Source organism: Staphylococcus sp. FSL W8-1268 (assembly GCF_038003965.1).
Lineage (GTDB): Bacteria > Bacillota > Bacilli > Staphylococcales > Staphylococcaceae > Staphylococcus > Staphylococcus hominis.
The window spans coordinates 1210294-1235627 of record NZ_JBBOQE010000001.1 but is presented as its reverse complement, the minus strand read 5'-3'; the positions used below and the strand labels follow the sequence as shown (position 1 = coordinate 1235627).

Below are 25334 nucleotides of genomic sequence, written 5' to 3'. Positions count from 1 at the left end.
GGTATAATGTAACTTATAAAAAATAAATTGTATGTTATTTAGTTTAATGTTGTAAATATTATCAACAATTTTAGGCAAAAACATATCAAGAAAAACAGTTTTAATTTATAATGAATTAATCATAGCAATTAAAGAATTGAGGTTTTGAATTTGAACACACACACTAAACATATCCCTTGTTTAATTACTATATTTGGCGCAACTGGAGATTTGAGTCATAGAAAATTATTCCCTTCTTTATTCCATTTATATCAACAAGATAATTTAGATGACCATATTGCCATTATTGGCGTTGGTCGAAGAGATTATACTAACGACTTTTTCCGTGAACAAGTTAAACAATCTATTCAAACGCACGTCAAAGATACTGATCGACTCGATGAATTCATAGAACATGTTTTCTATTTTAAAAATGATGTCAATGAAGAAGAAAGTTATCATGAATTATTAACATTCTCTAATGAACTTGATGATACATTTAAATTAGAAGGTAATCGCCTATTCTATTTAGCAATGGCACCTCAATTCTTTGGACCAATTTCTGATTATTTAAAAGCTTCTGGCTTAACTGAAACTAAAGGATTTAAACGCCTTGTAATTGAAAAACCATTTGGTAGTGATTTTAAATCTGCTGAAAAATTAAATAATCAATTACGACAATCATTTAAAGAAGAAGAAATATACAGAATTGATCACTATCTTGGTAAAGATATGGTGCAAAATATCGAAGTTCTACGATTTGCTAATGCGATGTTTGAACCTCTTTGGAATAATAAGTATATCTCTAATATCCAAATCACTTCTTCAGAAATACTAGGTGTTGAGGATCGTGGAGGTTATTATGAATCGAGCGGTGCATTAAAAGATATGGTACAAAACCATATGTTACAAATGGTTGCATTACTAGCAATGGAAGCACCTATTAGTCTTAAAAGTGAAGATATTCGAGCTGAAAAGGTGAAAGTATTAAAATCTTTAAGACAATTAAAACCTGAAGAAGTCAATCAAAACTTTGTGCGTGGACAATATGGAGAAGGGACTATTAATGACCAACGTGTTATCGCTTATAGAGATGAAGATCGTGTTGCGTCTGATTCCAATACACCAACCTTTGTTTCTGGAAGATTAACTATCGATAACTTCCGTTGGGCTGGTGTACCATTCTACATTCGTACTGGTAAGCGTATGAAGTCTAAATGTATACAAGTTGTTGTAGAATTTAAAGAAGTTCCTATGAATTTATATTATCAAACGGATCGACTACTAGATTCTAATTTATTAGTTATTAATATTCAACCTAATGAAGGGATTTCATTACACTTAAATGCTAAGAAAAGTATTCAAGGTATCGAAACAAAGCCTGTTCAACTGTCTTATGCTATGAGTGCACAAGATAAAATGAACACAGTAGATGCATATGAAAACTTGTTATTCGATTGTCTTAAAGGTGATGCAACCAACTTTACACATTGGGAAGAACTTAAATCTACATGGAAATTTGTAGACGCTATTCAAGAACATTGGACCATGATTGATCCAAACTTCCCTAATTATAAATCAGGGACAAATGGCCCTATCGAAAGTGATTTATTATTAAGCAGAGATGGAAATCATTGGTGGGACGATATTCAATAAACAGATATACTAGAAGCTTCATGTGATAGATGTATAAAGGATAAGACATATTATATTATTTTCACTCATTGAAAATAAGGTCTTGTCCTTTTTAAATTGAATATTGAAAGAGTCATTTAAAAATTTAATTTTATTTTATATTATTGATGTATATTTTTATAAAATAATGTAAAATATTAGTATTGATTGTAAATTTATTGGAGTGAAGGTTTTGGACGTTATCAAGCAGATACAACAGGCAATTGTATATATAGAAGATCATTTATTAGAGCCTTTTAATTTGCAAGATTTAAGTGATTACGTTGGTCTTTCCCCTTACCATCTTGATCAATCGTTTAAAATGATTGTTGGACAACCTCCTGAAAGTTATGCTCACTCTCGAAAAATGACTGAAGCTGCTAAAGAAATGATACAAAGTTCTTCAAGATTGGTTGATGTAGCAAAACGCTATAATTATTTAAGTTCCAATGACTTTGCAAATGATTTTAGTGATTTTCATGGAATATCTCCTATTCAAGCTTCTACTAAAAAAGAAGAACTAAAAATGAATGAACGTTTGTATATTAAATTAACAACTACAGAAAGAGCACCATACCCTTACAGACTAGAAACGACTAAAGACACACCTTTAGTTGGTTATGTAAAATATATTGAGGCTAATCAACTATCTAACCCTTACAAAGTTCCTGATTTTTTAGAAGATTTATATTTAGATGGTAAAATAAAAGAATTAAAACGATATAATAATATAAGTCCATATGAGTTATTTGTTATTACATGTCCTTTAGATGAAGGTGTAGAATTATTTGTGGGCGTACCTAGTGAACGTTATCCAGCTCACTTAGAAAGTCGATTGTTGCCAGGGCGACACTATGCAAAATTTAACTTGCAAGGTCAAGTGGATTATACTGTTAATGAAGCTTGGTATTATATTGAATCCAGCTTACAACTTACTCTACCTTATGAAAAAAATAGCTTATATGTTGAAATTTATCCTTTTGATCTCTCATTCGAGGACCCGTTCACTAAAATACAGTTATGGCTGCCTATTAAACAAGAAACTTATGATATAGAATAAAAGAAGCGTTAGATGACTAAGTTATTAAACTTATGTCATCTAACGCTTTACTATTAAAGTTCGGCTACGAACGCTTCAAAAGGTCTCATATTAGTGATATCTAAATCATTTTTATAATTGTGTAGCTTAATTTGAGATGGTTCAACTTCGAATGGTAAATTTAATGATGCAACATGATCTGTTAAATTTCCTGCAACTAGAACTGTCTTATTATTGAGTTTACGTGTGTAAGCAAAAATATTCTCGTTCGCATCATCGATTAAATTAAATTCACCATAAGTATATATATCATCAGATTTTTTTATTTTAATTAGACGTTTATAAAAATTAAGAACGGAATCTGAATCCTCGGATTGTTGTGCTACATTTATTGTTTTATAGTTAGGATTGACTGGGAACCATGGCGTACCTTCAGTAAAACCTCCATTTACTTCATTAGTCCACTGCATAGGTGTTCTAGAATTATCACGATTCTCCATTTTATATTTATCTAATAACTGATTAACATCTCCACCTTGAGATTTAACAATTTGATATTCTGTTTTTACAGCAACATCGTTAAATGTTTCAATACTTTCAAATGGATAGTTTGTCATACCAATTTCTTGACCTTGATAAATAAAAGGTGTGCCTTGTTGTAAGAAATATACCACTGCATGGCTAGTAGCAGATTCAAACCAATACTTTTTATCATCTCCCCAAGTAGAAACACGTCTAGGTTGATCATGATTTTCGATAAATAGTGCATTCCATCCTATACCCTCTAGTTGTTTTTGCCAACGGTTTAATACATTTTTATAAGATAAAACATCAAATTTAGAGTCTCCAGTACTCCATAAACCTAAATGTTCAAATTGGAAAATCATATTAAATTTACCTTCTTTTTCTCCAACCCACTCTTTTGCATTATCTGGATTCACGCCATTTGCTTCTCCAACAGTCATAATGTCATAATGACTAAGTGATTTGTCCTTCATTTCTTGAAGCCAATCTTGAATGCCTGGTTGATTCATATCAACATCAAATGCTGGAGCGTATTGTTTTCCTTTTGGAACAGGTAAATCACCAGCTTCAAATGTTTTTTTGATATGAGTGATCGCATCGACTCTAAAACCATCAATTCCTTTTTCGAACCACCAATTCATCATTTTAAAAACAGCTTCTCTAACATCAGGATTACTCCAATTTAAATCAGGTTGCTTTTTACTAAATAAATGAAAATAATACTGTTTTGTTGTGTCATCATATTCCCATGTTGAACCATTGAAAATACTCTCCCAATTATTAGGTTCAGAACCGTCAGGTTTAGGATCTGCCCAAATGTACCAATCTCGTTTAGGATTATCTTTACTAGAACGAGATTCTATAAACCATGGGTGTTCATCAGATGTATGGTTAACAACAAGGTCTAAAATTAATTTCATTCCACGCTTATGAACCTCAGATAACAAATGATTAAAGTCTTCCATTGTTCCAAATTCTTCCATAATATCTTGATAATCACTAATATCATAACCATTATCGTCGTTTGGAGATTTATACATAGGGCTAAGCCAAATGACATCAATACCTAAATCTTTCAGATAATCCAACTTTTCTACCATCCCTGGTAAATCACCAATACCATCATTATTGCTATCATTAAAACTTCTTGGATACACTTGATATGCTACGGCTTCTTTCCACCAATTTTTTTCCATTTATATCGCTCCTTTGAAAATATTATGTAAATAAATGAACTTTGAAATAATAAATCATAGTATTCGAGTTAGTTATTTTAATAGTCAATGTTAGTCTTTAATATATAATCTAATTTTTTCTGGATTTATAGAAATATAAAATAATATGTAATAACATTATATATGGATAATCCAGTTTTTTAGAAAACGTTTACACCTATATTTATCGTACTAATCGAGTCTCTAAATGTCAACTTGGGATATATCGATTAAATATAAATTAAAATAACAAGACTATATTTATTAAGACATCTATACAAACCTATCATAATAAAAAAATCTGAGACACTTAATGATGTCCCAGATTTTTAATCATGCAATAATTATTCTTCAGTCCATTGAGTATGGAAAATACCATCTTTATCTTTACGTTCATAAGTATGTGCCCCAAAATAATCACGTTGTGCTTGAATTAAATTAGCAGGTAGATCTTCTGAACGGTAGCTATCATAATAGTTGATACTTGCTGAGAAACCAGGTGTTGGTACACCATTTTTAACACCAGTAGCAACTACTTCTCTAAGTGCATCTTGATATTCAGTAACAATACCTTTGAAATAAGGGTCTAATAATAAGTTTTGAAGACCTGAATTATTGTCATATGCGTCTTTAATTTTTTGTAAGAATTGGGCACGAATAATACAACCTTCACGCCAAATCATTGCTAAATCACCTAATTTAAGGTTCCATTCGTTTTCATTGCTCGCTTTACGCATTTGGGCGAAACCTTGGGCGTATGAACAAATTTTACTCATATATAACGCTTTACGGATTTTTTCTAAGAATTCTTCTCTATTTCCATCAAAGTTTGATTTAGGACCACTTAATACTTTCGATGCCTTCACACGTTCTTCTTTAATTGAAGAAATGAAACGTGCAAATACAGATTCAGTAATGATTGTTAATGGTATACCTAATTCTAATGCATTAATTGATGTCCATTTACCAGTTCCTTTTTGACCAGCAGTATCAAGAATTTTTTCTACAAGAGGCTCATTATTTTCATCTAATTTAGTGAAAATATCGCCTGTTATTTCAATTAAATAACTTTCTAATTCTCCAGCATTCCATTCTTTAAAAGTTTTAGAAATTTCTTCATGAGACATACCTAATAATTCTTTCATCATTGCATAACTTTCAGCAATTAATTGCATATCAGCATATTCAATACCATTATGAACCATTTTTACATAATGTCCTGCACCATTTGGTCCAATATATTCTACACATGCAGCACCATCTTTTGCTTTAGCAGCAATGGCATCTAAAATATCACTTACTTTGTTGTAAGCTTCTTGTTGACCACCAGGCATTAAAGATGGACCAGTTAACGCACCGATTTCACCACCAGAAACACCCATTCCAATAAAGTTGATACCACTTTCAGCAAGTGCTTTGTTACGACGAATTGTATCTTGATAGTTTGTATTACCGCCATCAATTAAAATGTCATCGTCATCTAATAAAGGCAATAAGCTATCTATTGTTGCATCTGTAGCAGGACCAGCTTTAACCATTAATAATATTTTGCGTGGTTTTTCTAAAGAGTTCACAAAATCTTCTAAAGAATACGTTGGATGAATTTGTTTACCTTCTGATTCCTTAATCATTAAATCTGTTTTATCACTAGAACGGTTATAAACAGATACGCTATAACCACGTGATTCGATATTCCATGCAAGGTTTTTACCCATAACAGCTAAACCTACAACACCTATTTGTTGAGTCATATTACTTACCTCTCTTATTCAATAATTTCATTAGTATTGTATCACAAAAATATAAATGACTTCACTAAAGTAAAATATTATTTCGCTACTAATTCAACAATTTTAATCAATTGACTCGTAAGTTGATTTAAAGCAGCTACAGGAATACGTTCAGAAGTAGTATGAATATGTTCATATCCTACACCTAATATGACAGTTGGAATATGATACGTGTTAATAATACTGCCATCTGAACCGCCACCAGCAATAACAGTTTTACCTGAAAGACCTAAAGTTTTCGCACTCTTTATAGCATACTGAGTTACAGTCTCAGAATCGTTTCTTCTAAAACCAGGATAACTCTTAGAAATTTCAACATTTGCTTTACCGCCTAATTCTTTTGCTGTAGTTTCGAAAGTTTCTTTCATATGGTTGACTTGATACTCTAAACTTTTATCATTATGCGAACGAGCTTCTCCCTCTAAAATGACTTTATCTGCAACAATATTTGTAGCAGAACCGCCATAAAATTTACCAATATTAGCTGTGGTATCTTGATCAATCTGACCTAAATGCATTTTATTGATCGCCTTAGCTGCAATATGAATTGCACTTATACCTTGGTTGGGTTTACTAGCATGTGCTGTTTTCCCATAAATAGTTGTATTAATAATCATTTGAGTTGGGGCACCCACCACTGTTGTTCCAACCGCTTGGCTGGCATCGACAGCATAGCCGAACTCTGCATCTATTAAGTTTTGATCTAATTCTTTAGCACCTTTTAAACCTGCTTCTTCTCCTACAGTGATAATAAATTGAATTTGTCCATGAGGTAATTCTTGTTCATTTATAGTTTGAATCATTTCTAACAAAGCAGCTATACCTGCTTTATCATCTGCCCCTAATACAGTTGTGCCGTCTGAATATACATAGCCATCTTCTTTAAGGATTGGTTTAACGTTAATACCTGGAACAACTGTATCCATATGGCTAGTAAAATAGATTTTAGAAACATGTTCTTTTCCTTCACTACTTGGTAAGGTACAAATTAAATTATTTGCACCTAACCATTCTCTTTTAGACGCATTATCTTCTACAACATTTAATCCTAAATCTATAAATTTCTTTTTTAGAATGGGTTGTATCGTTTCTTCATTCCCAGTTTCAGAATTAATTTGCACTAACTCTAAAAAAGTATTAAGTAAACGGCGACTATTAATCATTATGAAAACCCCTTTCTTATATAGTTAATATTTTAACTGACTTTGAGAATTAGAGTAAATAAATTGATTGCCATTTTTATCGAAATCATTTAAGGTTATTTTATATATTATAAGTTATTAATATAACGAATAATTAAATTATTTAAAGGTTTCAAGGAGCGTTTACATTGAATAATAAAGTGCTAAAAATTATTATCATTATCATGTTAATTGCAGTTGTAGCTGCACTGTTACTTACAAGTCTTGTTCCTCTCATGCATTAAAAATTACTTAGAATAGAAACTATCGACAAAAAACCAAATTTGACGATAGTTTTTATTATTATTTCTTAAATTTATGCAAATAAAAAAGACAAACTTTTTGTATTTAAAGGAAGTTTGTCTTTTTACTTTGATTAGAAATTATTTTTAGATGTTATATTTCACTATGTAATTTTAAAGAGCCGAAGTGAGATTTAATATTTAAATATTCTTCTAATTCATTTAAAATTTGCATCATACTTGCTCTTGATTTTAAAGATTGATGTGATTCTGGCAATGGCAATTCGTCTAATTTTAAACGTATCTCATATAATGAATGTAGTCTTAACACAGTGTAATCATTACTATTAACATTATCTCCAATTTCAGCCATTAAATGGGCAACAGTCTCTATCAAAGGATCATTAGATGAAGTATTATGAATTAATGTTTGTATTCTGCGTAGTATTTCTAGTTGTTCTTCTCTCATATCGAAATAGTGATAATATGAGTTTTCATTTCGCACAAAGTGATTTTTAACGTCTCTAAAAGCAATAGATTTAGCCTTACGAATATTGTTTTCTAATGTATCAAAAGAAATTGACAATTGTTTATTAATATTTAAACACGCTTCACTATATTGTTTAAATATCGTTTTAATTTCATTTTCAATTTTTTTCTTAAAATTACCTAATGTATTATCTAGACTAGGCATAATTAAATTCATTAAAAATGCTATTCCTAAACCAATTATAAGAAGTAAAATTTCATTAATAATTAAATGAAGACCAATCACTTTGGCATTAAATACGTGAAGTAAAATGACACAACTTGTCACTACACCTTCTTGAACATTCAACATCACTGTAAGTGGAATAAATAATAAAACAATTAATCCTAAAACGACTGCATTTTGACCAAGTAAATTAAAAATAAATGAACCAAAAAATAACATTAATAAACACGAAACGAATCGAGAACCAATTGCTTGTAGTGAGTGAACTTTAGTATGTTTAATACATAGAACAATGAGGATAGCACTTGAAGCATAGTTATCAAGTCCTATCCATTTAGCTAAAATAACGCCTAAAGTAATTCCTACAGCTGTTTTAAGTGTTCTAAATCCAATTCTATAAGGATTTAAAGTTAGCATGTATTGTTCCTCTTATCTTTCTTCACAATACTTATCAAATAACTTTTGAAGTTGATTGATAACATCCATTACGTCATGACCTTCTATTTGATGGCGTTCTATCATTTCAGTAATCTTACCATCTTTCATAAGTGCAAATGAAGGACTTGAAGGTGCGTATCCTTCAAAATAGTCTCTTGCTTGCTGAGTTGCTTCTTTATCTTGACCAGCAAATACAGTAACTAATCTATTAGGTAACTTATCATAGTGAAGTGCGTGACTTGCGGCTGGACGCGCTATACCTCCTGCACATCCACAAACTGAATTTATCATTACTAGTGTAGTGCCATCTTGTTTAAATACTTTATCAACTTCATCTGAAGTAGTTAATTGTTCATAACCAGCAGATTCAATTTCATTTCTAGCTTGTTCTACAACACCATTCATATATAAATCAAAATTTAAATCCATTTAGAATCACCTTTCAGTCAATTGTTATGTATTGTCATTTTACTAATTTCCAACATATAGTTCAAATAGGTTGGTTGTAATATAACAAACTTTTAATAAATATTTGTTGTTTCAATTGAATAGCTTTCAATTCGATTTTTTACTTGCGACATAAATCGTCCAGTTTGAACACCATCTAAAATACGATGATCAATTGAAATACATAAATTAACCATATTTCTTATAGCTATCATATCGTCGATGACAACAGGTTTTTTAACAATTGATTCTACTTGTAAGATTGCTGCTTGAGGATGATTAATAATACCCATTGAAGATACAGAACCAAATGTCCCAGTATTATTAACTGTAAAAGTACCACCAGTCATGTCTTCTTGAGTCAGTTGTTGATTTCGAGCTTTTTGTGCTAGTTGATTGATTTCTCTAGCAATACCTTTAATTGATTTTTCATCTGCATTTTTAATTACAGGAACATATAATTTGTCTTCATCAGCTACAGCTATCGAAATATTGATGTCTTTATGAATTATAATTTCATTACCATCCCAACTGCTGTTAAGTAATGGATTAGATTTCAAAGCTTCTGCTACAGCTTTTACAAAGAAAGCAAAGAATGTTAAATTATATCCTTCTTGTTTTTTAAACACAGTCTTATAATGATTTCTAGTTTTCACAAGGTTTGTAGCATCGACTTCTATCATCATCCAGCCATGTGGAATTTCAGTGGCACTGGTAACCATATTTTGGGCAATTGCTTTTCGCACGCCTTTAACTGGTACTGTATAATCGTCTAATGGTTCATTTGATGAAGCGTTATTATTTCTTGAACTCGTTTCGGAATGATTGGTTATCTGAGTGGTAGGTGTTTCTTTTAAGTCTTGCTGGTTATTTTCTTGAATATAAGTTTCAATATCTTTTTTAGTTACTCTACCCTCAAATCCTGTGCCAGGTACTTGTGATAAATCAATATCGTTTTCTAAAGCTATCTTAAATACGACTGGAGAAAATCTTCCATTATTGATCGAATTCGTAGATGATTGATTTGTGTTAGAAGGCTTAGACTGACTCTTTACAGAATTACTTTGTGTTTGACTAGGTGTTTCATTAGTATCGTCTTGATTAGAATTTAAAGATGTATCATCGGGTTGAATTTTACAAATGATTTGATTGATTTCAATCGTTTCACCTTCAGTAGCAATTAACTCTGTAATTGTACCAGAAATAGTTGAAGGAACTTCTGCTGTTACTTTATCTGTAACTACTTCACATAGTGGTTCATATTCATCTACATGATCCCCTTCAGAAACTAACCATTGTTCGATTGTACCTTCATGGACACTTTCTCCTAATTTTGGCATTTTAACATCCATTATGTTACCTCCCTAAAATTGTGCTAACTCACGCATTTTTTTTAATATCTTATCAGGATTCATCATTACTTCATTTTCTAAGTTAGGAGAAAATGGCATTGATGGAACATCAGGACCAGCTAACCGCATAATTGGTGCATCTAATTCGAATAAACAATGTTCAGCTATGATTGCTGAAACTTCAGACATGACACTACCTTCAAGGTTATCTTCAGTTACAAGCAAAATCTTACCATTTCGTTTAGCGCGTTCAATAATCGTTGTTTTATCTAATGGATAAACTGTTCTTAAGTCAACTACTTCAACATTAATGCCATCTGCCTCTAAAATATCGGCTGCTTGAATACAATAGTTAACACATAAACCATAAGTGAAAACTGTAATATCATCACCTTCACGTTTAACATCAGCTTTACCCAAAGGAATAGTATAGTAAGAATCGGGTACTTCTTCTTTTAAAAATCGGTATGCTTTTTTATGTTCAAAAAATAATACTGGATCATTTGATTCAATTGAAGATAATAATAAACCTTTCGCATCATATGGAGTTGAAGGAATTACAATTGTTAATCCAGGTGTAGATGCAAAGATACTCTCAATACTTTGAGAATGATATAAACCACCATGTACGCCACCACCGAATGGTGCACGAACAGTTAAAGGACATTGCCAATCGTTATTAGAACGATATCGCATTTTAGCGGCTTCACTAATAATTTGATTAACTGCTGGTAAAATAAAATCTGCGAATTGAATTTCAGCTATAGGACGTTTGCCAAGCATTGCTGCACCAATTGCAGTACCGATAATATTTGATTCTGCTAAAGGTGTATCAATTACGCGCAGTTCTCCATATTTTTCTTGTAAACCACGTGTCGCACCGAATACACCACCTTTTCGTCCTACATCTTCTCCTAATATAAAAATATTATTATCTTTTTCCATAGCCAAGTCTTGTGCATTTTGAATGGCTTCTATATAACTCATTTTAGTCATTGAAAATATCTCCTTCTGGATCATACACATATTGATATGTTTCTTCTACATCTGGATATTGAGCATTTTCAGCATCTTTTGTAGCTTTATCTATAATAGATTTATGTGCGTTATCTAATTCGTTTAACCAATCTTCATCAATAATGCCTAAATCGAGTAATTCATTTTTGAATTTAAGATTACAGTCAGATGTCTTAAAAGCATCTCTTTCTTCTTTAGAACGATATGTATCATCATCATCAGAAGAATGAGGAGTCATTCGAGTGGTAATAGCTTCAATCAATGTTGCCCCTTCGCCATTAAGTGCCCTTTCTCTTGCTTCTTTCATTGCTTTGTACATCGCAATTGGATCATTTCCATCTACGGTTTCTCCATGAATACCATAACCTATTGCTCTATCAGATAGATGCGTTGCTGCATATTGTAATGAATCTGGTACTGAAATTGCGTATTTATTATTGATAATTACACATACAAACGGTAAGTTATGGATTCCAGCAAAATTCAATCCCTCATGAAAATCTCCTTGATTAGAACTACCTTCTCCTACAGTAGCAGTTGCTATATTAGATTGTTGATTCATTTTTAATGCTAATGCTGCTCCTACTGAGTGAGGGATTTGTGTTGCTACCGGAGAACTTTGAGATAAAATACCTTTTTCTCTATGACTAAAATGAGAAGGCATTTGTTTTCCTCCAGAATTAATGTCATCCTTTTTACCGAAAGAAGCTAACATTGTATCATAAGGTGAAATCCCCATATATGTAACGAAAGCTAAATCTCTATAATACGGAGATGAAATATCTCCTTCTTTCATTGCATACGCCATACCAATTTGAGTGGCTTCTTGTCCTTGACCACTTACTACAAATGGTATTTTTCCAGCACGGTTAAGTAACCATAAGCGTTCATCTAGTTTTCGTCCTAAGTCCATCCATTTATATATTTCTCTCAAATCTTCATCTGTAAGTCCCACAGATTTGTAGTCAATCATTTTTATTTCCTCCTTTAAACGTGTATGGCTCTATTTTCAGCCTTTAGTCCAAGTTCCATCAATATTTCAGACAATGACGGATGTGCATGAGTCGTTAACCCTAATTCTAATGTTGATCCATTCATAAATTGTAATAAAGCAACTTCATTTATTAACTCCGTGACATGTGGGCCTACCATACTTAGACCAATAATATCTCCATTGTCCTTATTTAATATAATTTCACAAAAACCACGTTTATTTTTAGTTTCTTCAATAACTGCTTTTCCAATAGCATTAAAAGGAACTTTATAACTTGTTGCCTTAATATTTTGAGATTTAGCAGTTTCTATATTTAAACCGATAGATGCGACTTCTGGATAAGTATAAACACATTTGGGCATTAAATGATAATTCACTGGAAGCGGATGATCATTAAACATATGTTCAACTGCAGTGATTCCTTCTTTAGAAGCTACGTGAGCTAATTGTAATGTTCCGATACAATCACCTGCTGCATAAAGATGCTTATCACTCGTTTGTTGAAATTCATTTACTTTGATATAACCATGAGTATCTAATTGAATTTTAGTATTTTGAATACCAATATCACTTGTATTAGGTACGCGACCTACTGCAACTAATATTTTATCAACTGTAATAGTAGTTTTTTCATTTATATGTATTTGGATGACATCATTTTTATGTATGATATTCTCTTCACTTAGTTGGCAATCTTCAAAAAATTCTACACCTCGTTCAATTAAACTATCTTTTAAAAATGTAGAAATGGATTTACTGTCAGAAGGTAATATACGTTTACCTGCTTCAATCACTTTAACATTTACATTTAAATCAGTTAGTAAGGAAGCAAATTCAAGGCCAATCACGCCGCCCCCAACAATAGCAATACTGTCTGGAAGTGTATCAATTTGTAATATATCATCGCTCGATAAAATATTTCGATGATTAATTTTTAAAAATGGTAATGTTTGAGGTCGTGACCCTGTAGCGATAAGTACAAATTGATTTGGAAGTAACTCTGAGCTGCCATCTTCGTATTCAACAGAGATTGTTCCGCTTTGTGGAGAAAATATAGAAGTTCCCATAATACGTCCAATACCATTATAAATATCAATATGATTTTTTTGCATTAAACTTTGAACGCCATTATGCATTTGATTAACAATATCCGTTTTTCGATTCATCATTTTTTCAAAATTAATATGTAAACCCTTTGTGTCTATACCAAATTCTGAAGATTGTCTAACAGTACGAGTCACTTCAGCAGATTTAAGTAGCGCTTTAGTAGGGATACACCCTTTATGTAAACATGCGCCACCTAATAAAGATTTCTCTACAATTGCTACCTTTTTTCCTAATTGAGAAGCACGAATCGCTGCTACGTATCCTGCTGTCCCACCACCTAAAACAACTAAGTCATATTGTTTTTCAGACATTTTGCTACTCCTTATTAATCAGATTTAAAGGTTAGAATTGAAAAGTGTGAATAAACAATTTGAATATAAAAAATAACATTATACTCAATATGTTCTATTTCTTTTCGACATCCAACCTTAATTTAAATTATTTAATTATAAACTATTTATGATTTTGAGCAATCATTTCTCTAGCATTTTCTCTTGTTAATTCAGTTACACTTGCTCCAGAAATCATACGGGCAATTTCGTTAATTTTATCTTCTTTTTTTAACTCTTTCACTTGAGTTGTTGTACGATCATTCTTAGACAATTTACTAATTAATAAGTGATGATCACTCATAGAAGCTACTTGCGGTAAGTGAGATATACAAATAACTTGAATATATTTTGCAATATCTCTCATTTTTTCAGCCATTTTTTGAGCTGCTTGACCAGAAACACCCGAGTCAACTTCATCAAACAAAATAGCAGTTTGACCTCTTGATTCAACGAATATACTTTTTAACGCTAGCATAATACGAGAAAGTTCTCCTCCAGAAGCTATTTTATTTAAACTTTTAAGTGGTTCGCCCTTGTTAGGACTAATGAGAAACTCTACAAATTCAATTCCCTCTATTGTAGGAGTTTCTAATGGCTGAAATGAAATTTCGAGGTTAGCATCTTTCATTTGTAAATTTTGAATTTCAGCCACGATATGATCCCGTAACGTTCGAGCTACAATTCGTCTTTCCTTCGATAATGACTGTCCATATTTTATTACTTTTTCATAGAGTAGGTCAATTTCTTCTTTTAATTGAGAAGTACTTTCTTCATAATTTTCAATCTTAGCAATTTCACTTTCTAATTTAGATTGATAAGTAATAAGTTCATCAATAGTTTTACCGTACTTACGTTTAAGATTATTCAGTAAGTTCATTCTAGATTCTAATTCATTAAGTAATTGTTCATCGAATTCAGTATTTGACATTTCATCGTATAGTTCGTGTTTAGCATCCTCTAAGGTATAGTAGAACTGATCAATATCCTCTTTAAGTTTTTTAAATTTACCTGGAATAATGTCATCAATAGTTTGTAAATGATTACTTAATTCATATAAACGGTCAGTGATAGCATGTTCATCTGTAAGTGTGACATGTGCATTGTTTAATGCTAAACTTAATTTTTCAGAATTCTGGATTCGTTTTATATCAGATTCTAATTGAGTAATTTCACCTTCTTTTAGAGAGGCTTCTTGCAATTCCTCAAATTGAAACTTCATTAAATCAAGACGTTGCAATAATGCTTGATCAGCAGACTGTAACTCTTCAAGTTCTTTTTTCTTTTCTTTATATTCATTAAATGTAGTTTCATATTGTTCTTTAACACTACTATATTGATTTTCAGCATAATCATCTAATAATTTTAAATGATATTTTTGTTTTAATAACGTTTGCGTTTCATGTTGACCATGTATGTCTAAAAGTTCTTGCATCACTTTTCTTAAATCTTGAAGCGTAACAATTTGATTATTAATACGACAAATACTTTTTCCCGAACTAAAAATTTCTCTTTTTACTAATAGAAAGTCTTCATCAATATCAATATCTAACGCATTTAAAACTGAAATGGCCTCTTTACTATTATCAATATCAAAAATCCCTTCGATAATTGCTTTTTTCTCTCCATGTCTTACAAAATCAGAAGAGGCACGCATACCAATAAGTTGGCCTATTGCATCTATAATAATTGATTTACCAGATCCAGTTTCACCGCTAAGCACAGTTAAACCATCAGAAAAATGAATTTCGAGTTCATCTATAATTGCAAATTGCTTTATTGATAAGGTTTGTAACATAGATTAATCGCATCCTTATAATAAATTGAAAATTCTTGTTTTAATTGTATGACTTGCTTCTTCATCTCTGCATATTAATAGACAGGTATCATCACCACAAATAGTTCCCAATACTTCATCCCAATCAATTTGATCTAAGATTGCTCCGATAGATTGAGCATTACCAGGAAGCGTTTTTAGTACGAGTAAGTTTCCTGTTCCTTCAATATTTACAAATGAATCCATTAAGTATCTACCTAATTTTTCTAAAGGATGGTACTTTCTATCGTTGGGAAGGCTGTATACATACTGTCCTGATGAAGCAGGTACTTTAATTAATTGTAATTCTTTAATGTCACGAGAGACAGTCGCTTGAGTAACATTTAGGTCGTATTCATTTAGACGTTTTACAAGTTCATCTTGTGTTTCAATTTGTTCACTTGAAATAATTTCTCTTATTTTTATATGTCTTACAGATTTTTTTGCCATTATGAACACTCCTAGTTTCGAATATTTATACAATGATTTTAACACAACGTTATTTTAACTACTACTAAAGTTATCCTTTAGAAAGGTTGATTTGAAGAATGATATTATTATTTATGATACGTATTATCATATTTCCTATTTAAATTAAATTTAAATTTATATACATTTATGCATTTTAAATCATTAAAAGTAGATTACTAAAACAAAAAACTCTTTAAAGATTATTGTCTTAGTAATCTTTAAAGAGAAAAACTCTAACTATTAATGGTCACGTGAATAAAATAAATCTACAATTTCTAGAAGCGGTTCAACATCATATTGTGGTTTCAATTGATTAATTGTATCTATTGCAGCATCTTTATGATATTTTAGTTTTTCTTCAGCGCCTGATTTACCAAGTAAAGAAACATAAGTACTTTTATGGTTTTCTACATCGCTTCCTACTTTTTTACCCAATTTTTTCTCATCACCATAAACATCTAATAAATCATCTTTTATTTGAAACATTAGGCCTAAGTGTTCACTGAAACAATCTAATGTATTTAAAATTTCTTTGTTTACATTGGCAATATCCGCAGCACTTAAAATAGAAAATTTTAAAAGAGCCCCAGTTTTTGCCTTATGAATTTGCTCTAGAGTATGTAATTCTATTGGAGTATTCTCACTATCCATATCTAAGGTTTGGCCACCGACCATGCCGAGATTGCCACTATCATGTGCTAGTCTTGAAATAACTTTTACTTTTGTTTCAGCATCTAAGTTTTTATCATTTGCAATTAGTTCAAATGATTTTGTTAGTAAGGCGTCTCCCGCTAAAATCGCTTTCCATTCTCCATACACTTTATGATTTGTTAATTTTCCTCTTCTAAAATCATCATTGTCCATTGCAGGTAAATCATCATGTATAAGTGAGTAAGTATGAATCATTTCTAATGCCAGTGCGGTTTGTAAACCTTTTTTATAATTTTCATTTAACACTTCTAAAGTGAGTAATACAAGCACTGGACGAATTCTTTTACCACCAGCATCAAGTGAATATTGCATACCCTCCTCTAGTTTAGTATTTAAAGGAGACGATTTTATAATACCGTCAAGATTATTATTTATAATTTCAATCAATTCATTCATTGATTTCTTCAACATCATCTTCATCCTTTGCTTCTTCTTTGATTAATTGATTTACTTTATTTTCAGCATCTTTCAAAGTTTTGTCACAAGCAGATGATAATTTCATACCACGTTGATATAAATCAAGAGATTCTTCTAATGAAACAGTTTCATTATCTAACTTTTGAACTATACTTTCTAATTCTTTCATCATTTCTTCAAAACTTTGTTGTTCTTTACTCATCTTCACACCTTACTTTCTTAACTATAGCGTCTATATTACCGTCTTTCATTGATAATGTGATTTCATCTTGTTCATTTAAATCGTGTGTGCTTGTAATGACTTTATTGTCCTTATTAATAATTGAATATCCTCTTAACATTGTATTAGTTGGACTAAGTTGATTTAATTGCTCAATTTTATTCTTTAAATTAGCTTTATTATGATTAATTAAGTTATATGTTAAATTTATTAATCTATTTTCATTATTACGGATCATTTTTTGATATTGTACAATTGAATCATTTAATCTTCTTATATTAAAATGTTGACGCAATACAGTGATATTGTTTCTTTTTTTTTCAATATTTAACGTTAAACGTTGTGTTAGTTTTTTTTCTAAATCATCTCTTCGTTGAATCTGTTGTTCATATAACAACGTAGGTTGCTTAAATTTATAATAAGATGATAAATAATCTAATTGTTTATGTTGTTTTTCTATTAGTTGTTTAATACTTTTAGTAAGAGAAAATCGATACTGATGTATTTGCTGAATGAGTTCGTACTGATCTGGTGTAGCGATAACAGCAGCTTGAGTAGGAGTTGCTGCTCTCATATCTGCTACAAAATCACTTAAAGTAAAATCAGTTTCATGTCCTACAGCTGAGATAATTGGTGTATGACACTCATATATAGCTCGAACAACTTCTTCTTCATTGAAATTCCATAAATCTTCAATAGAGCCGCCTCCACGGCCTAGAATGATGGTATCTACTCCTAAAGTATCTGCATACTTAATTTTTTCAATAATATCATTTTTAGCATTAATACCTTGTACTAATGTACTAATTGATATTTTTTCTACTAGAGGGTATCTACTATCTATAGTAGTGTGAATATCTCTGATTGCTGCTCCAGTATCAGCTGTAAGAATAGCAATCTTTTTAGGGAATCTAGGGATTGCTTTTTTATGATTTTGATTAAAAATCCCCTGTTTATTTAGTTTTTCTTTTAATTGCTCTAACTTTTGGTATAAATTTCCTATACCGTCAATTTCCATTTTATTAACATAAATTTGATAATTTCCTCTACGTTCATAAACCGAAACTCGAGCTTCTAATAAAACTTCGTCTCCTTCTTTAGGATCAAATGTTAGTTTAGAAGCATTTCCCTTAAACATCATAGCACTTATCACACTATTTTTATCTTTCACATTAAAATAAAGATGACCACTAGAATGTTTTTTAAAGTTTGAGAGTTCACCTTTTAATAGGATAGATTGCAAGTGTGGATCTTGATCAAATTTATATTTAATATATTTAGTTAAAGTAGAGACACTTAAATATTCTGACATGATTCATCACTCAAATATGTTTATTTTATATTACTTAAGACACCGTTTATAAATTTATAATGACCATCATCACTAAATTGTTTTGTTAGCTCTACTGCTTCATTAATGATGACTTTAGGAGGCGTATCACTATGAAGCAATTCAAAGGTAGCCATTCTTAAAATAATACGATCCGTTTTTAATAATCGTTGTATAGACCAGTCTTTTAATTTTGGTTCAATTGATTGATCTAAAACTTGTTCATGATCTTTCACTCCTGTAACAAGCCAATGAATGAACTCAAAATCTAAGTCTGGATAATCGTCTTTTATAAAATTTATAGCTTCATTGATTGTTAAATCTGTATTTTTCATTTCTAGTTGAAACAATGTCTGAAATGCTTGTTTTCTTGATTCTTTGCGACTCATAAGAAACTCCTTTGTATTATGGTAACTTTAATTTATTCAGTTGTGATGTGCATGATATGAATGTTAATTTCTTTGGGTTCGATAGCAGTCATTGTTTTAATGGAATTAAAAATAGAAGTTTGAATTTTACTTGCAACTTTAGCTATTTTTATTCCATGTTTAATAGAGCAATAAACATCAATATGAATACCATCATCTTTAGTATTAACTTTTAAATTTTTATTTAAATTTTTACGACTTATTTTTTCAATATTACTCTTTTTTAGTTCATAAAAATGCCCAGTCACTCCTTCAACTTCAGAAACAGCAATACTTGCTATTACTGAAATAACTTCTGGTACAATTTCTACTTTACCTAAATTAGCATGTGAATAATCTGCTACATTTACCATTGTTTTATCCTCCTATTCACTCTCAGCCATAATATTATACTTTTCTAAAAAGTTTGTATTATAATCTCCAGATTTAAAAATATCATTATTCATTAATTTAAGATGGAATGGAATGGTTGTATCTATTCCTAGAATTAAATATTCACTTAGTGCTCGAATCCCAGTCATTATTGCTTCATCTCTGGTAGGTTCATGCACAATCAATTTTGCTACCATTGAGTCATAATAAGGAGGAATCGTATAGTTTGTATAACATGCTGATTCGATTCTTACTCCGTATCCTCCTGGCGCAAGGTATTGTGTGATTTTACCTGGTGAAGGCATAAAATTTTTATAAGGATTTTCAGCATTAATTCTATATTCAATGGCATGGCCATTTATTGTAATATCATCTTGCGTATAAGGTAGCGGTTCTCCCATAGCAACTTTTAATTGCAATTTCACTAAGTCTACACCTGTTACCATTTCAGTAACTGGATGTTCTACTTGAATTCGTGTATTCATTTCCATAAAATAGAATTTATTTTCATTTAAATCATATATGAATTCTATAGTACCAGCATTTTCATAATTCACTGCTTTAGCTGCTCGAATAGCGGCTTTACCCATCTCTTTACGTTTTTCATCTGTAAGTATTGGCGAAGGTGACTCTTCTACTAATTTTTGCATACGTCTTTGAATTGTACAGTCACGTTCGCCTAAATGAATGACATTACCGAATTGATCACCAATCACTTGAATTTCAATATGACGGAAATTTTCAATGAATTTTTCTAAGTATAATCCACCATTACCGAAAGCTGTTTGAGCTTCTTGTTGTGTCATACGGTAACCATTTTCTAAATCGTTCTCATTTCGTGCAACACGAATTCCTTTACCTCCGCCACCAGCAGTAGCTTTAATAATAACTGGATATCCTATCTGTTTAGCCACTTTTTTAGCATCTTCAATCGAATCAATTAATCCATCACTTCCTGGTACTACAGGCACGTTAGCGGCTATCATTTCAGCTTTAGCTACATCTTTAATACCCATTTTTTGAATGGATTGATAACTTGGTCCAATAAATTTTAATTGGCAAGCTTCACAAAGTTCAGCAAAATCCCCATTTTCGGCTAAAAATCCATAACCTGGATGAATTGCTTCACATCCTGTTGAAGTTGCTATAGATAGGATGTTTGGAATATTTAAATATGAATCTTTAGACTGAGTTGGACCGACACAATATGCTTCATCAGCGATTTGAGTATGTAATGCATCTTTATCTCCCTCAGAATATATAGCAACAGTTTGAATACCTAAATCATGGCAAGCTCTAATAATTCTAACTGCAATCTCACCACGATTTGCAATTAATACTTTTTTCATTATTTCACCTTAAATAACGGCTGGCCATACTCTACCATTTGTCCGTCTTCAACTAAAATTTCAACGATTTCTCCTGTAACTTCTGCTTGAATTTCATTAAATAATTTCATGGCTTCTAAGATACATACAGTTGAATCATTAGTGACTTTATCCCCAACTTGTACATAAGCTTCCTCTTCAGGTGATGGGGATTTATAAAAAGTCCCGACCATCGGAGCATTAATTGTTTCGTAGTTTGACGTTTCATTTTCTTGGTTTACTTCACTAGTTTGAGACATTTCATTTGCCATTGGTGTTTGTACTGATGGTTGAGATGCCATCACTGTTGGTTGTTGTGAATATTGAGGCGTAATAATTTCAGTTTCTTTTTGTTTTTTTAAATTAACTACGCTACCTTTATTATCTTCTATATTAATTTCAGTTAAACTTGATTCATCAAGAATTTGAATTAATTCTTTAATTTCTTTAAAGTTCATAATTTAATGACTCCTCGACTTAGTTTTCATCTACCCATCTATTTTACTTGAGTGTGAAATTCAATTCAAGCGTGTTCATTTAACTGAGATCTAACTTATGATTAAAAAAGTATATAAGTAATTATAATATAGTAAATTTATATTAAAACTTAGATACTAAAATATTGATTATTCTTTTTAATCATTTATATAAAAACAGGTTAATCCATAATTAAATATGCATTAACCTGTTTTAATTTAAATTTTTAAAATTATTAATTATGCTCTTGAAATGTAACTGCCATCGCTTGTATTAATAACTAACACATCGCCTTCGTTAACAAATAATGGTACATTTAAAGTATAACCAGTTTCAACTGTAGCAGATTTTGTAGCACCAGTTGCAGTATCACCTTTAATACCTGGCTCTGTTTCAGTAACTTCAAGTTCAACAGTTTTTGGTAATTCAATACCAATCGTTTCGCCTTCATATGACTGAATTTGAACTTCCATATTCGCTTTTAAATATTTTAATTCATCTTTTAAATAATCGCCAGATAATTCTGTTTGATCAAATGTTTCATTATCCATGAAGACATGAGTATCTCCATCAGCATATAAATATTGCATACGACGATTTTCAATCATCGCTTGTTCTACTTTTTCACCAGCTCGGAAAGTTTTTTCTTGAATAGCGCCTGTTCTTAAATTACGTAATTTAGAACGAACAAAAGCAGAACCTTTACCTGGTTTTACGTGTTGGAAATCAATTACTTTCCAAATTCCATTATCTACTGAAATAGTTAAACCTGTTTTAAAATCATTAACCGAAATCATTCAGTTTCCTCCTCAATTATACGCTTACTATAAAATAATAAGGTCTTTTGTGCATTTAGTAAAGACTTCACACCCATTTTCAGTAATTAAAATGTCATCTTCTATACGCACTCCACCAAGACCATCTACATAAATACCTGGTTCAATAGTAACACAATTATTAACTTGAACTGTATCATTAGTGTTTTTAGATAATACTGGACCTTCATGAATATCTAAACCAATACCATGACCTAAAGAATGACCAAATTCATTACCATAACCATGTGCTTTAATATAATCTCTAGATAATGCATCAGCTTCCTTAGTTGTCATACCTGGCTTGATTTCTTCAATTGCCTTTATTTGAGACTGAAGCACGATATTATAGATTTCTTTCAATTTTTTATCAGGTTCACCAATCGCAAATGTTCTAGTAATATCTGAACAGTATCCTCTATAATATGCACCAAAATCAAGAGTAATCATGTCACCTTTTTCGATTACTTTATCGCTAGCAACTCCATGAGGCAAAGCCCCTCTATAACCAGAAGCAACGATTGTATCAAATGATGGACCATCAGCGCCTAGTTCTAACATTTTGCTTTCAAGCAATGCTTTTAACTCTCTTTCAGTCATTCCAACTTTTGCAATGTTTAAAATGTAGTTATAAGTATCATCCACGATCTTAGCCGCATATTTTATTTTATCGATTTCTTCAGGTGATTTAACTTCTCTAATTTTTTCAATGGCATTGCCTATACTTACGTAATTCGTATCAATTTGGCTTAATTCTCGAAACGTATCATAGCTAACTAAATGACCTTCAAAACCTACTGTTTTATACTGCTTGTTTTCTATAATTTCTTTTATCTCATCAATAATCCCACTACGTCGATTTACAATTTCAAAATGAGTGGCTTGGTTTGTGGCTTGTTCAATGTAACGAAAATCTGTAATCAACTTATTTTCATTATTAGAAATAATTAAAGCGCCACTTGTTCCGGTAAAATCAGAAATATAACGTCTATTATAGTCAGATAATATAACAAGAGCATCAAGATTTTCACTTTCTAATATATGACGAACTTTAGCTAATTTATCCATTTAACCCACTCCTTGTATAACGTTTGTACATTTTTATTATATACATTAAAATAATAACATACTTAAAATATTAAAGATATTTTGATTTAGGGAGATTTACATGAAAAGATTATTAACGATTTTAGGAGCTTCTTTGTTTTTGGTTGGCTGTGGCTCTCAAAATTTAGGACCTTTAGAAGATAAAACAACCAATTTAAGAGATGAGAATCATAATTTAAAATTAAAAATTCAACAACTAAATCAAGATATAAATAATCAAAAATCTCAGTTAGAAGCATTAAATAAAGATAAAAAGAATGTATCTAAAACTGTTGATAATAATAATGAAGCTAATTTTTTACAAGCTTCTTCAAATTATTATCAAGATATTGCTAAGATTATCGATAAATTTAATCAACTTGATTTAAATAAAACAAAAAAAGATGATAAAAATCAAAATCTTGAAAAGCTAAATTCATTATCAAATGATATAGATGATGCCTACAGTAAATATAAAAGTGATACAGATAAAGGTAATATATCAAATGATAATACTAACGAAGACAAAAATATTAAACAAATAAACAAAAATCTTCAATCTGGTTTTAAAGATATTAAAAATGGCTATGAATCTAATAATAAAAAGAAAATAAATCAAGGTAAGATGAAGTTATCACAGATTAATGTTTCTAGTAGTTCATAAAATAGGAGTTGTTTAGTTGAAAAATATTATATTTTATTTCGTTTTAATTATAGCAGCTATAGGTTTACTGCTAAATCTAAATATTTTTGTAATGACGTTCATGAAATCAATTTTCACACTTATAATGATTGCTCTTATTATTTACTTTATCTATTATTTTTTCTTCCTTACAGAAGATCAGAGAAAATACCGAAGAGCAGTTCGAAAATATAAAAAAAGACAACGAAAATAAAAACAAGGAGGTTCAAGAGTATTAGTACTCTTAAGCCTCCTTGTTTTATTTCTATTTTTTATATAACCACTCTTCTGAACGATATTTTTCTTCAAGCACTTTTACTTCGGCTAATTGATTTTCAGTTAGAGATAGTGGTTTAAATTCAATATTTAATCCTTTTTTAAATCCTTCTTCAAATGCTTTTTCCATTTCTTCAATAGAGATGTGTCTATCTGATATATCATTTATTGCTACAGCTTTATCTACGAAAGCTTTTTTCATTTTTTCTTTCAAGCGATCATTCTTAAAAATAAACATATCAAATAATTCGTCTACATCTACATCTTGAAGTAGTGATCCGTGTTGAAGAATAACGCCCTTTTGACGTGTTTGTGCACTACCTGCAATTTTACGTCCTTCAACGACCAGTTCATACCAACTTGGAGCATCAAAGCAAACGGCACTTCTTGGTTGTTTTAATTTTTCTCTTTCTTCTTTAGAACGTGGAATAGCAAAATAAGCATCAAATCCTAATAATTTAAAGCCTTCTAAAAGTCCTTCTGAAATGACACGGTAAGCTTCAGTAATTGTAGAAGGCATATTTGGATGAGATTCAGGTACGATAACACTATATGTTAATTCTTTGTCGTGTAAAACGCCTCTACCACCAGTTTGACGGCGAACTAAACCAAATCCTTTTTCTTTCACTTTATCGATATCAATTTCTTTTTTTAATCTTTGAAAATAACCTACAGATAAGGTAGCAGGATCCCAAGTATAAAATCTAACTACAGGATCAATTTCCCCTCTTGAAACAAAATTTAATAAGGCTTCATCCATCGCCATATTATAATAGGGGTCATGGCTTCCAGTATTGATAAAATTCCATGTTTCAGTCATATA

At 30.8% G+C, this 25334-nt stretch carries 26 protein-coding genes; 5 read left to right on the top strand and 21 right to left on the bottom strand.

Annotation, left to right across the window (positions count from 1 at the left end):
• The first annotated feature begins 150 nt into the window (after positions 1 to 150).
• Both zwf and NST64_RS06335 read left to right on the top strand, forming a co-directional pair.
• Positions 151 to 1635: a glucose-6-phosphate dehydrogenase gene (gene zwf / locus NST64_RS06340; protein WP_002449753.1), complete on the top strand. Its 1485-nt coding sequence runs from the start codon at positions 151 to 153 to the stop codon at positions 1633 to 1635.
• 211 nt (positions 1636 to 1846) lie between these two features.
• Positions 1847 to 2713, top strand: a complete 867-nt coding sequence (locus NST64_RS06335; RefSeq protein ID WP_002449782.1) for an AraC family transcriptional regulator — start codon at positions 1847 to 1849, stop codon at positions 2711 to 2713.
• Between the two features lie 53 nt (positions 2714 to 2766).
• Here the strand turns inward: NST64_RS06335 and NST64_RS06330 are convergent, their stop codons facing one another.
• The 3 genes from NST64_RS06330 to NST64_RS06320 form a co-directional block, all read right to left on the bottom strand.
• Positions 2767 to 4413: a glycoside hydrolase family 13 protein gene (locus NST64_RS06330; RefSeq protein ID WP_002449830.1), complete on the bottom strand. Its 1647-nt coding sequence runs from the start codon at positions 4411 to 4413 to the stop codon at positions 2767 to 2769.
• Positions 4414 to 4775: 362 nt separating this feature from the next.
• Complete coding sequence (gndA, locus tag NST64_RS06325) at positions 4776 to 6182, bottom strand: NADP-dependent phosphogluconate dehydrogenase (RefSeq protein ID WP_107632306.1); 1407 nt, start codon at positions 6180 to 6182, stop codon at positions 4776 to 4778.
• Positions 6183 to 6259: 77 nt separating this feature from the next.
• Positions 6260 to 7384 (bottom strand): M20/M25/M40 family metallo-hydrolase, encoded by a 1125-nt coding sequence (locus NST64_RS06320; RefSeq protein ID WP_002449815.1) that lies wholly within the window; start codon positions 7382 to 7384, stop codon positions 6260 to 6262.
• 167 nt (positions 7385 to 7551) lie between these two features.
• On the opposite strand from NST64_RS06320, the gene prli42 reads away from it, so the two are divergent.
• Positions 7552 to 7647: a stressosome-associated protein Prli42 gene (gene prli42, locus NST64_RS06315; RefSeq protein ID WP_017176262.1), complete on the top strand. Its 96-nt coding sequence runs from the start codon at positions 7552 to 7554 to the stop codon at positions 7645 to 7647.
• Positions 7648 to 7798: 151 nt separating this feature from the next.
• Here the strand turns inward: prli42 and NST64_RS06310 are convergent, their stop codons facing one another.
• The 17 genes from NST64_RS06310 to NST64_RS06230 form a co-directional block, all read right to left on the bottom strand.
• A complete protein-coding gene (locus NST64_RS06310; protein WP_002449707.1) occupies positions 7799 to 8776 on the bottom strand; it encodes an aromatic acid exporter family protein in 978 nt (325 codons plus the stop codon).
• Between the two features lie 12 nt (positions 8777 to 8788).
• Positions 8789 to 9226 (bottom strand): bacilliredoxin BrxB, encoded by a 438-nt coding sequence (gene brxB / locus NST64_RS06305; RefSeq protein WP_017176260.1) that lies wholly within the window; start codon positions 9224 to 9226, stop codon positions 8789 to 8791.
• A 92-nt stretch (positions 9227 to 9318) separates the two neighbouring features.
• Positions 9319 to 10596: a dihydrolipoamide acetyltransferase family protein gene (locus NST64_RS06300; protein ID WP_064207024.1), complete on the bottom strand. Its 1278-nt coding sequence runs from the start codon at positions 10594 to 10596 to the stop codon at positions 9319 to 9321.
• Positions 10597 to 10608: 12 nt separating this feature from the next.
• Entirely contained in the window at positions 10609 to 11592 is a 984-nt protein-coding gene (locus NST64_RS06295) for an alpha-ketoacid dehydrogenase subunit beta (protein ID WP_002449713.1), read from the bottom strand.
• Positions 11585 to 12586, bottom strand: coding sequence for a thiamine pyrophosphate-dependent dehydrogenase E1 component subunit alpha (locus NST64_RS06290; protein WP_107632307.1), 1002 nt, complete (start codon positions 12584 to 12586; stop codon positions 11585 to 11587). The genes NST64_RS06295 and NST64_RS06290 overlap by 8 nt, the downstream gene beginning before the upstream one ends.
• 14 nt (positions 12587 to 12600) lie before the next feature.
• Positions 12601 to 14025 carry a dihydrolipoyl dehydrogenase gene (gene lpdA / locus NST64_RS06285; protein WP_107632308.1) on the bottom strand — a complete coding sequence of 475 codons (1425 nt, stop codon included), beginning with the start codon at positions 14023 to 14025 and terminating at the stop codon, positions 12601 to 12603.
• Between the two features lie 142 nt (positions 14026 to 14167).
• Complete coding sequence (gene recN, locus NST64_RS06280) at positions 14168 to 15841, bottom strand: DNA repair protein RecN (RefSeq protein ID WP_107632309.1); 1674 nt, start codon at positions 15839 to 15841, stop codon at positions 14168 to 14170.
• A gap of 15 nt (positions 15842 to 15856) precedes the next feature.
• A complete protein-coding gene (ahrC, locus tag NST64_RS06275) occupies positions 15857 to 16309 on the bottom strand; it encodes a transcriptional regulator AhrC/ArgR (protein ID WP_002449839.1) in 453 nt (150 codons plus the stop codon).
• A 261-nt stretch (positions 16310 to 16570) separates the two neighbouring features.
• Entirely contained in the window at positions 16571 to 17452 is an 882-nt protein-coding gene (locus NST64_RS06270; protein WP_049418401.1) for a polyprenyl synthetase family protein, read from the bottom strand.
• Positions 17430 to 17660: an exodeoxyribonuclease VII small subunit gene (locus tag NST64_RS06265; protein ID WP_002449791.1), complete on the bottom strand. Its 231-nt coding sequence runs from the start codon at positions 17658 to 17660 to the stop codon at positions 17430 to 17432. The genes NST64_RS06270 and NST64_RS06265 overlap by 23 nt, the downstream gene beginning before the upstream one ends.
• On the bottom strand, positions 17653 to 18990 hold the full coding sequence (gene xseA / locus NST64_RS06260; RefSeq protein ID WP_002449838.1) for an exodeoxyribonuclease VII large subunit: 1338 nt from the start codon (positions 18988 to 18990) through the stop codon (positions 17653 to 17655). Before xseA ends, NST64_RS06265 begins: the two co-directional genes overlap by 8 nt.
• Before the next feature lie 20 nt (positions 18991 to 19010).
• Positions 19011 to 19397: a transcription antitermination factor NusB gene (nusB, locus tag NST64_RS06255; RefSeq protein ID WP_049418403.1), complete on the bottom strand. Its 387-nt coding sequence runs from the start codon at positions 19395 to 19397 to the stop codon at positions 19011 to 19013.
• A gap of 32 nt (positions 19398 to 19429) precedes the next feature.
• A complete protein-coding gene (locus tag NST64_RS06250) occupies positions 19430 to 19789 on the bottom strand; it encodes an Asp23/Gls24 family envelope stress response protein (RefSeq protein ID WP_049336135.1) in 360 nt (119 codons plus the stop codon).
• 12 nt (positions 19790 to 19801) lie between these two features.
• Positions 19802 to 21157 (bottom strand): acetyl-CoA carboxylase biotin carboxylase subunit, encoded by a 1356-nt coding sequence (gene accC, locus NST64_RS06245; RefSeq protein ID WP_002449758.1) that lies wholly within the window; start codon positions 21155 to 21157, stop codon positions 19802 to 19804.
• Positions 21157 to 21633, bottom strand: coding sequence for an acetyl-CoA carboxylase biotin carboxyl carrier protein (gene accB / locus NST64_RS06240; protein WP_002449862.1), 477 nt, complete (start codon positions 21631 to 21633; stop codon positions 21157 to 21159). Before accB ends, accC begins: the two co-directional genes overlap by 1 nt.
• A gap of 258 nt (positions 21634 to 21891) precedes the next feature.
• On the bottom strand, positions 21892 to 22449 hold the full coding sequence (efp, locus tag NST64_RS06235) for an elongation factor P (RefSeq protein WP_002449752.1): 558 nt from the start codon (positions 22447 to 22449) through the stop codon (positions 21892 to 21894).
• 27 nt (positions 22450 to 22476) lie between these two features.
• Positions 22477 to 23535 carry a M24 family metallopeptidase gene (locus NST64_RS06230; protein WP_002455301.1) on the bottom strand — a complete coding sequence of 353 codons (1059 nt, stop codon included), beginning with the start codon at positions 23533 to 23535 and terminating at the stop codon, positions 22477 to 22479.
• Between the two features lie 100 nt (positions 23536 to 23635).
• Between NST64_RS06230 and NST64_RS06225 the strand changes: the two genes are divergently transcribed.
• Both NST64_RS06225 and NST64_RS06220 read left to right on the top strand, forming a co-directional pair.
• Complete coding sequence (locus NST64_RS06225; protein ID WP_049418407.1) at positions 23636 to 24217, top strand: hypothetical protein; 582 nt, start codon at positions 23636 to 23638, stop codon at positions 24215 to 24217.
• A gap of 16 nt (positions 24218 to 24233) precedes the next feature.
• Positions 24234 to 24449: an SA1362 family protein gene (locus NST64_RS06220; protein WP_037554422.1), complete on the top strand. Its 216-nt coding sequence runs from the start codon at positions 24234 to 24236 to the stop codon at positions 24447 to 24449.
• 51 nt (positions 24450 to 24500) lie between these two features.
• Here the strand turns inward: NST64_RS06220 and NST64_RS06215 are convergent, their stop codons facing one another.
• Complete coding sequence (locus tag NST64_RS06215; protein ID WP_002449762.1) at positions 24501 to 25331, bottom strand: lipoate--protein ligase family protein; 831 nt, start codon at positions 25329 to 25331, stop codon at positions 24501 to 24503.
• Between the last annotated feature and the right edge of the window lie 3 nt (positions 25332 to 25334).

What these genes read in the sequence shown, in the direction of transcription:
- NST64_RS06330 (WP_002449830.1), bottom strand. Translation starts at nt 4,413, where the DNA reads ATGGAAAAAAATTGGTGGAAAGAAGCCGTAGCATATCAAGTGTATCCA.
- gndA (WP_107632306.1), bottom strand. Translation starts at nt 6,182, where the DNA reads ATGACTCAACAAATAGGTGTTGTAGGTTTAGCTGTTATGGGTAAAAAC.
- NST64_RS06320 (WP_002449815.1), bottom strand. Translation starts at nt 7,384, where the DNA reads ATGATTAATAGTCGCCGTTTACTTAATACTTTTTTAGAGTTAGTGCAA.
- NST64_RS06310 (WP_002449707.1), bottom strand. Translation starts at nt 8,776, where the DNA reads ATGCTAACTTTAAATCCTTATAGAATTGGATTTAGAACACTTAAAACA.
- brxB (WP_017176260.1), bottom strand. Translation starts at nt 9,226, where the DNA reads ATGGATTTAAATTTTGATTTATATATGAATGGTGTTGTAGAACAAGCT.
- NST64_RS06300 (WP_064207024.1), bottom strand. Translation starts at nt 10,596, where the DNA reads ATGGATGTTAAAATGCCAAAATTAGGAGAAAGTGTCCATGAAGGTACA.
- NST64_RS06295 (WP_002449713.1), bottom strand. Translation starts at nt 11,592, where the DNA reads ATGACTAAAATGAGTTATATAGAAGCCATTCAAAATGCACAAGACTTG.
- NST64_RS06290 (WP_107632307.1), bottom strand. Translation starts at nt 12,586, where the DNA reads ATGATTGACTACAAATCTGTGGGACTTACAGATGAAGATTTGAGAGAA.
- lpdA (WP_107632308.1), bottom strand. Translation starts at nt 14,025, where the DNA reads ATGTCTGAAAAACAATATGACTTAGTTGTTTTAGGTGGTGGGACAGCA.
- recN (WP_107632309.1), bottom strand. Translation starts at nt 15,841, where the DNA reads ATGTTACAAACCTTATCAATAAAGCAATTTGCAATTATAGATGAACTC.
- ahrC (WP_002449839.1), bottom strand. Translation starts at nt 16,309, where the DNA reads ATGGCAAAAAAATCTGTAAGACATATAAAAATAAGAGAAATTATTTCA.
- NST64_RS06270 (WP_049418401.1), bottom strand. Translation starts at nt 17,452, where the DNA reads ATGTTGAAGAAATCAATGAATGAATTGATTGAAATTATAAATAATAAT.
- NST64_RS06265 (WP_002449791.1), bottom strand. Translation starts at nt 17,660, where the DNA reads ATGAGTAAAGAACAACAAAGTTTTGAAGAAATGATGAAAGAATTAGAA.
- xseA (WP_002449838.1), bottom strand. Translation starts at nt 18,990, where the DNA reads ATGTCAGAATATTTAAGTGTCTCTACTTTAACTAAATATATTAAATAT.
- nusB (WP_049418403.1), bottom strand. Translation starts at nt 19,397, where the DNA reads ATGAGTCGCAAAGAATCAAGAAAACAAGCATTTCAGACATTGTTTCAA.
- NST64_RS06250 (WP_049336135.1), bottom strand. Translation starts at nt 19,789, where the DNA reads ATGGTAAATGTAGCAGATTATTCACATGCTAATTTAGGTAAAGTAGAA.
- accC (WP_002449758.1), bottom strand. Translation starts at nt 21,157, where the DNA reads ATGAAAAAAGTATTAATTGCAAATCGTGGTGAGATTGCAGTTAGAATT.
- accB (WP_002449862.1), bottom strand. Translation starts at nt 21,633, where the DNA reads ATGAACTTTAAAGAAATTAAAGAATTAATTCAAATTCTTGATGAATCA.
- efp (WP_002449752.1), bottom strand. Translation starts at nt 22,449, where the DNA reads ATGATTTCGGTTAATGATTTTAAAACAGGTTTAACTATTTCAGTAGAT.
- NST64_RS06230 (WP_002455301.1), bottom strand. Translation starts at nt 23,535, where the DNA reads ATGGATAAATTAGCTAAAGTTCGTCATATATTAGAAAGTGAAAATCTT.
- NST64_RS06225 (WP_049418407.1), top strand. Translation starts at nt 23,636, where the DNA reads ATGAAAAGATTATTAACGATTTTAGGAGCTTCTTTGTTTTTGGTTGGC.
- NST64_RS06215 (WP_002449762.1), bottom strand. Translation starts at nt 25,331, where the DNA reads ATGACTGAAACATGGAATTTTATCAATACTGGAAGCCATGACCCCTAT.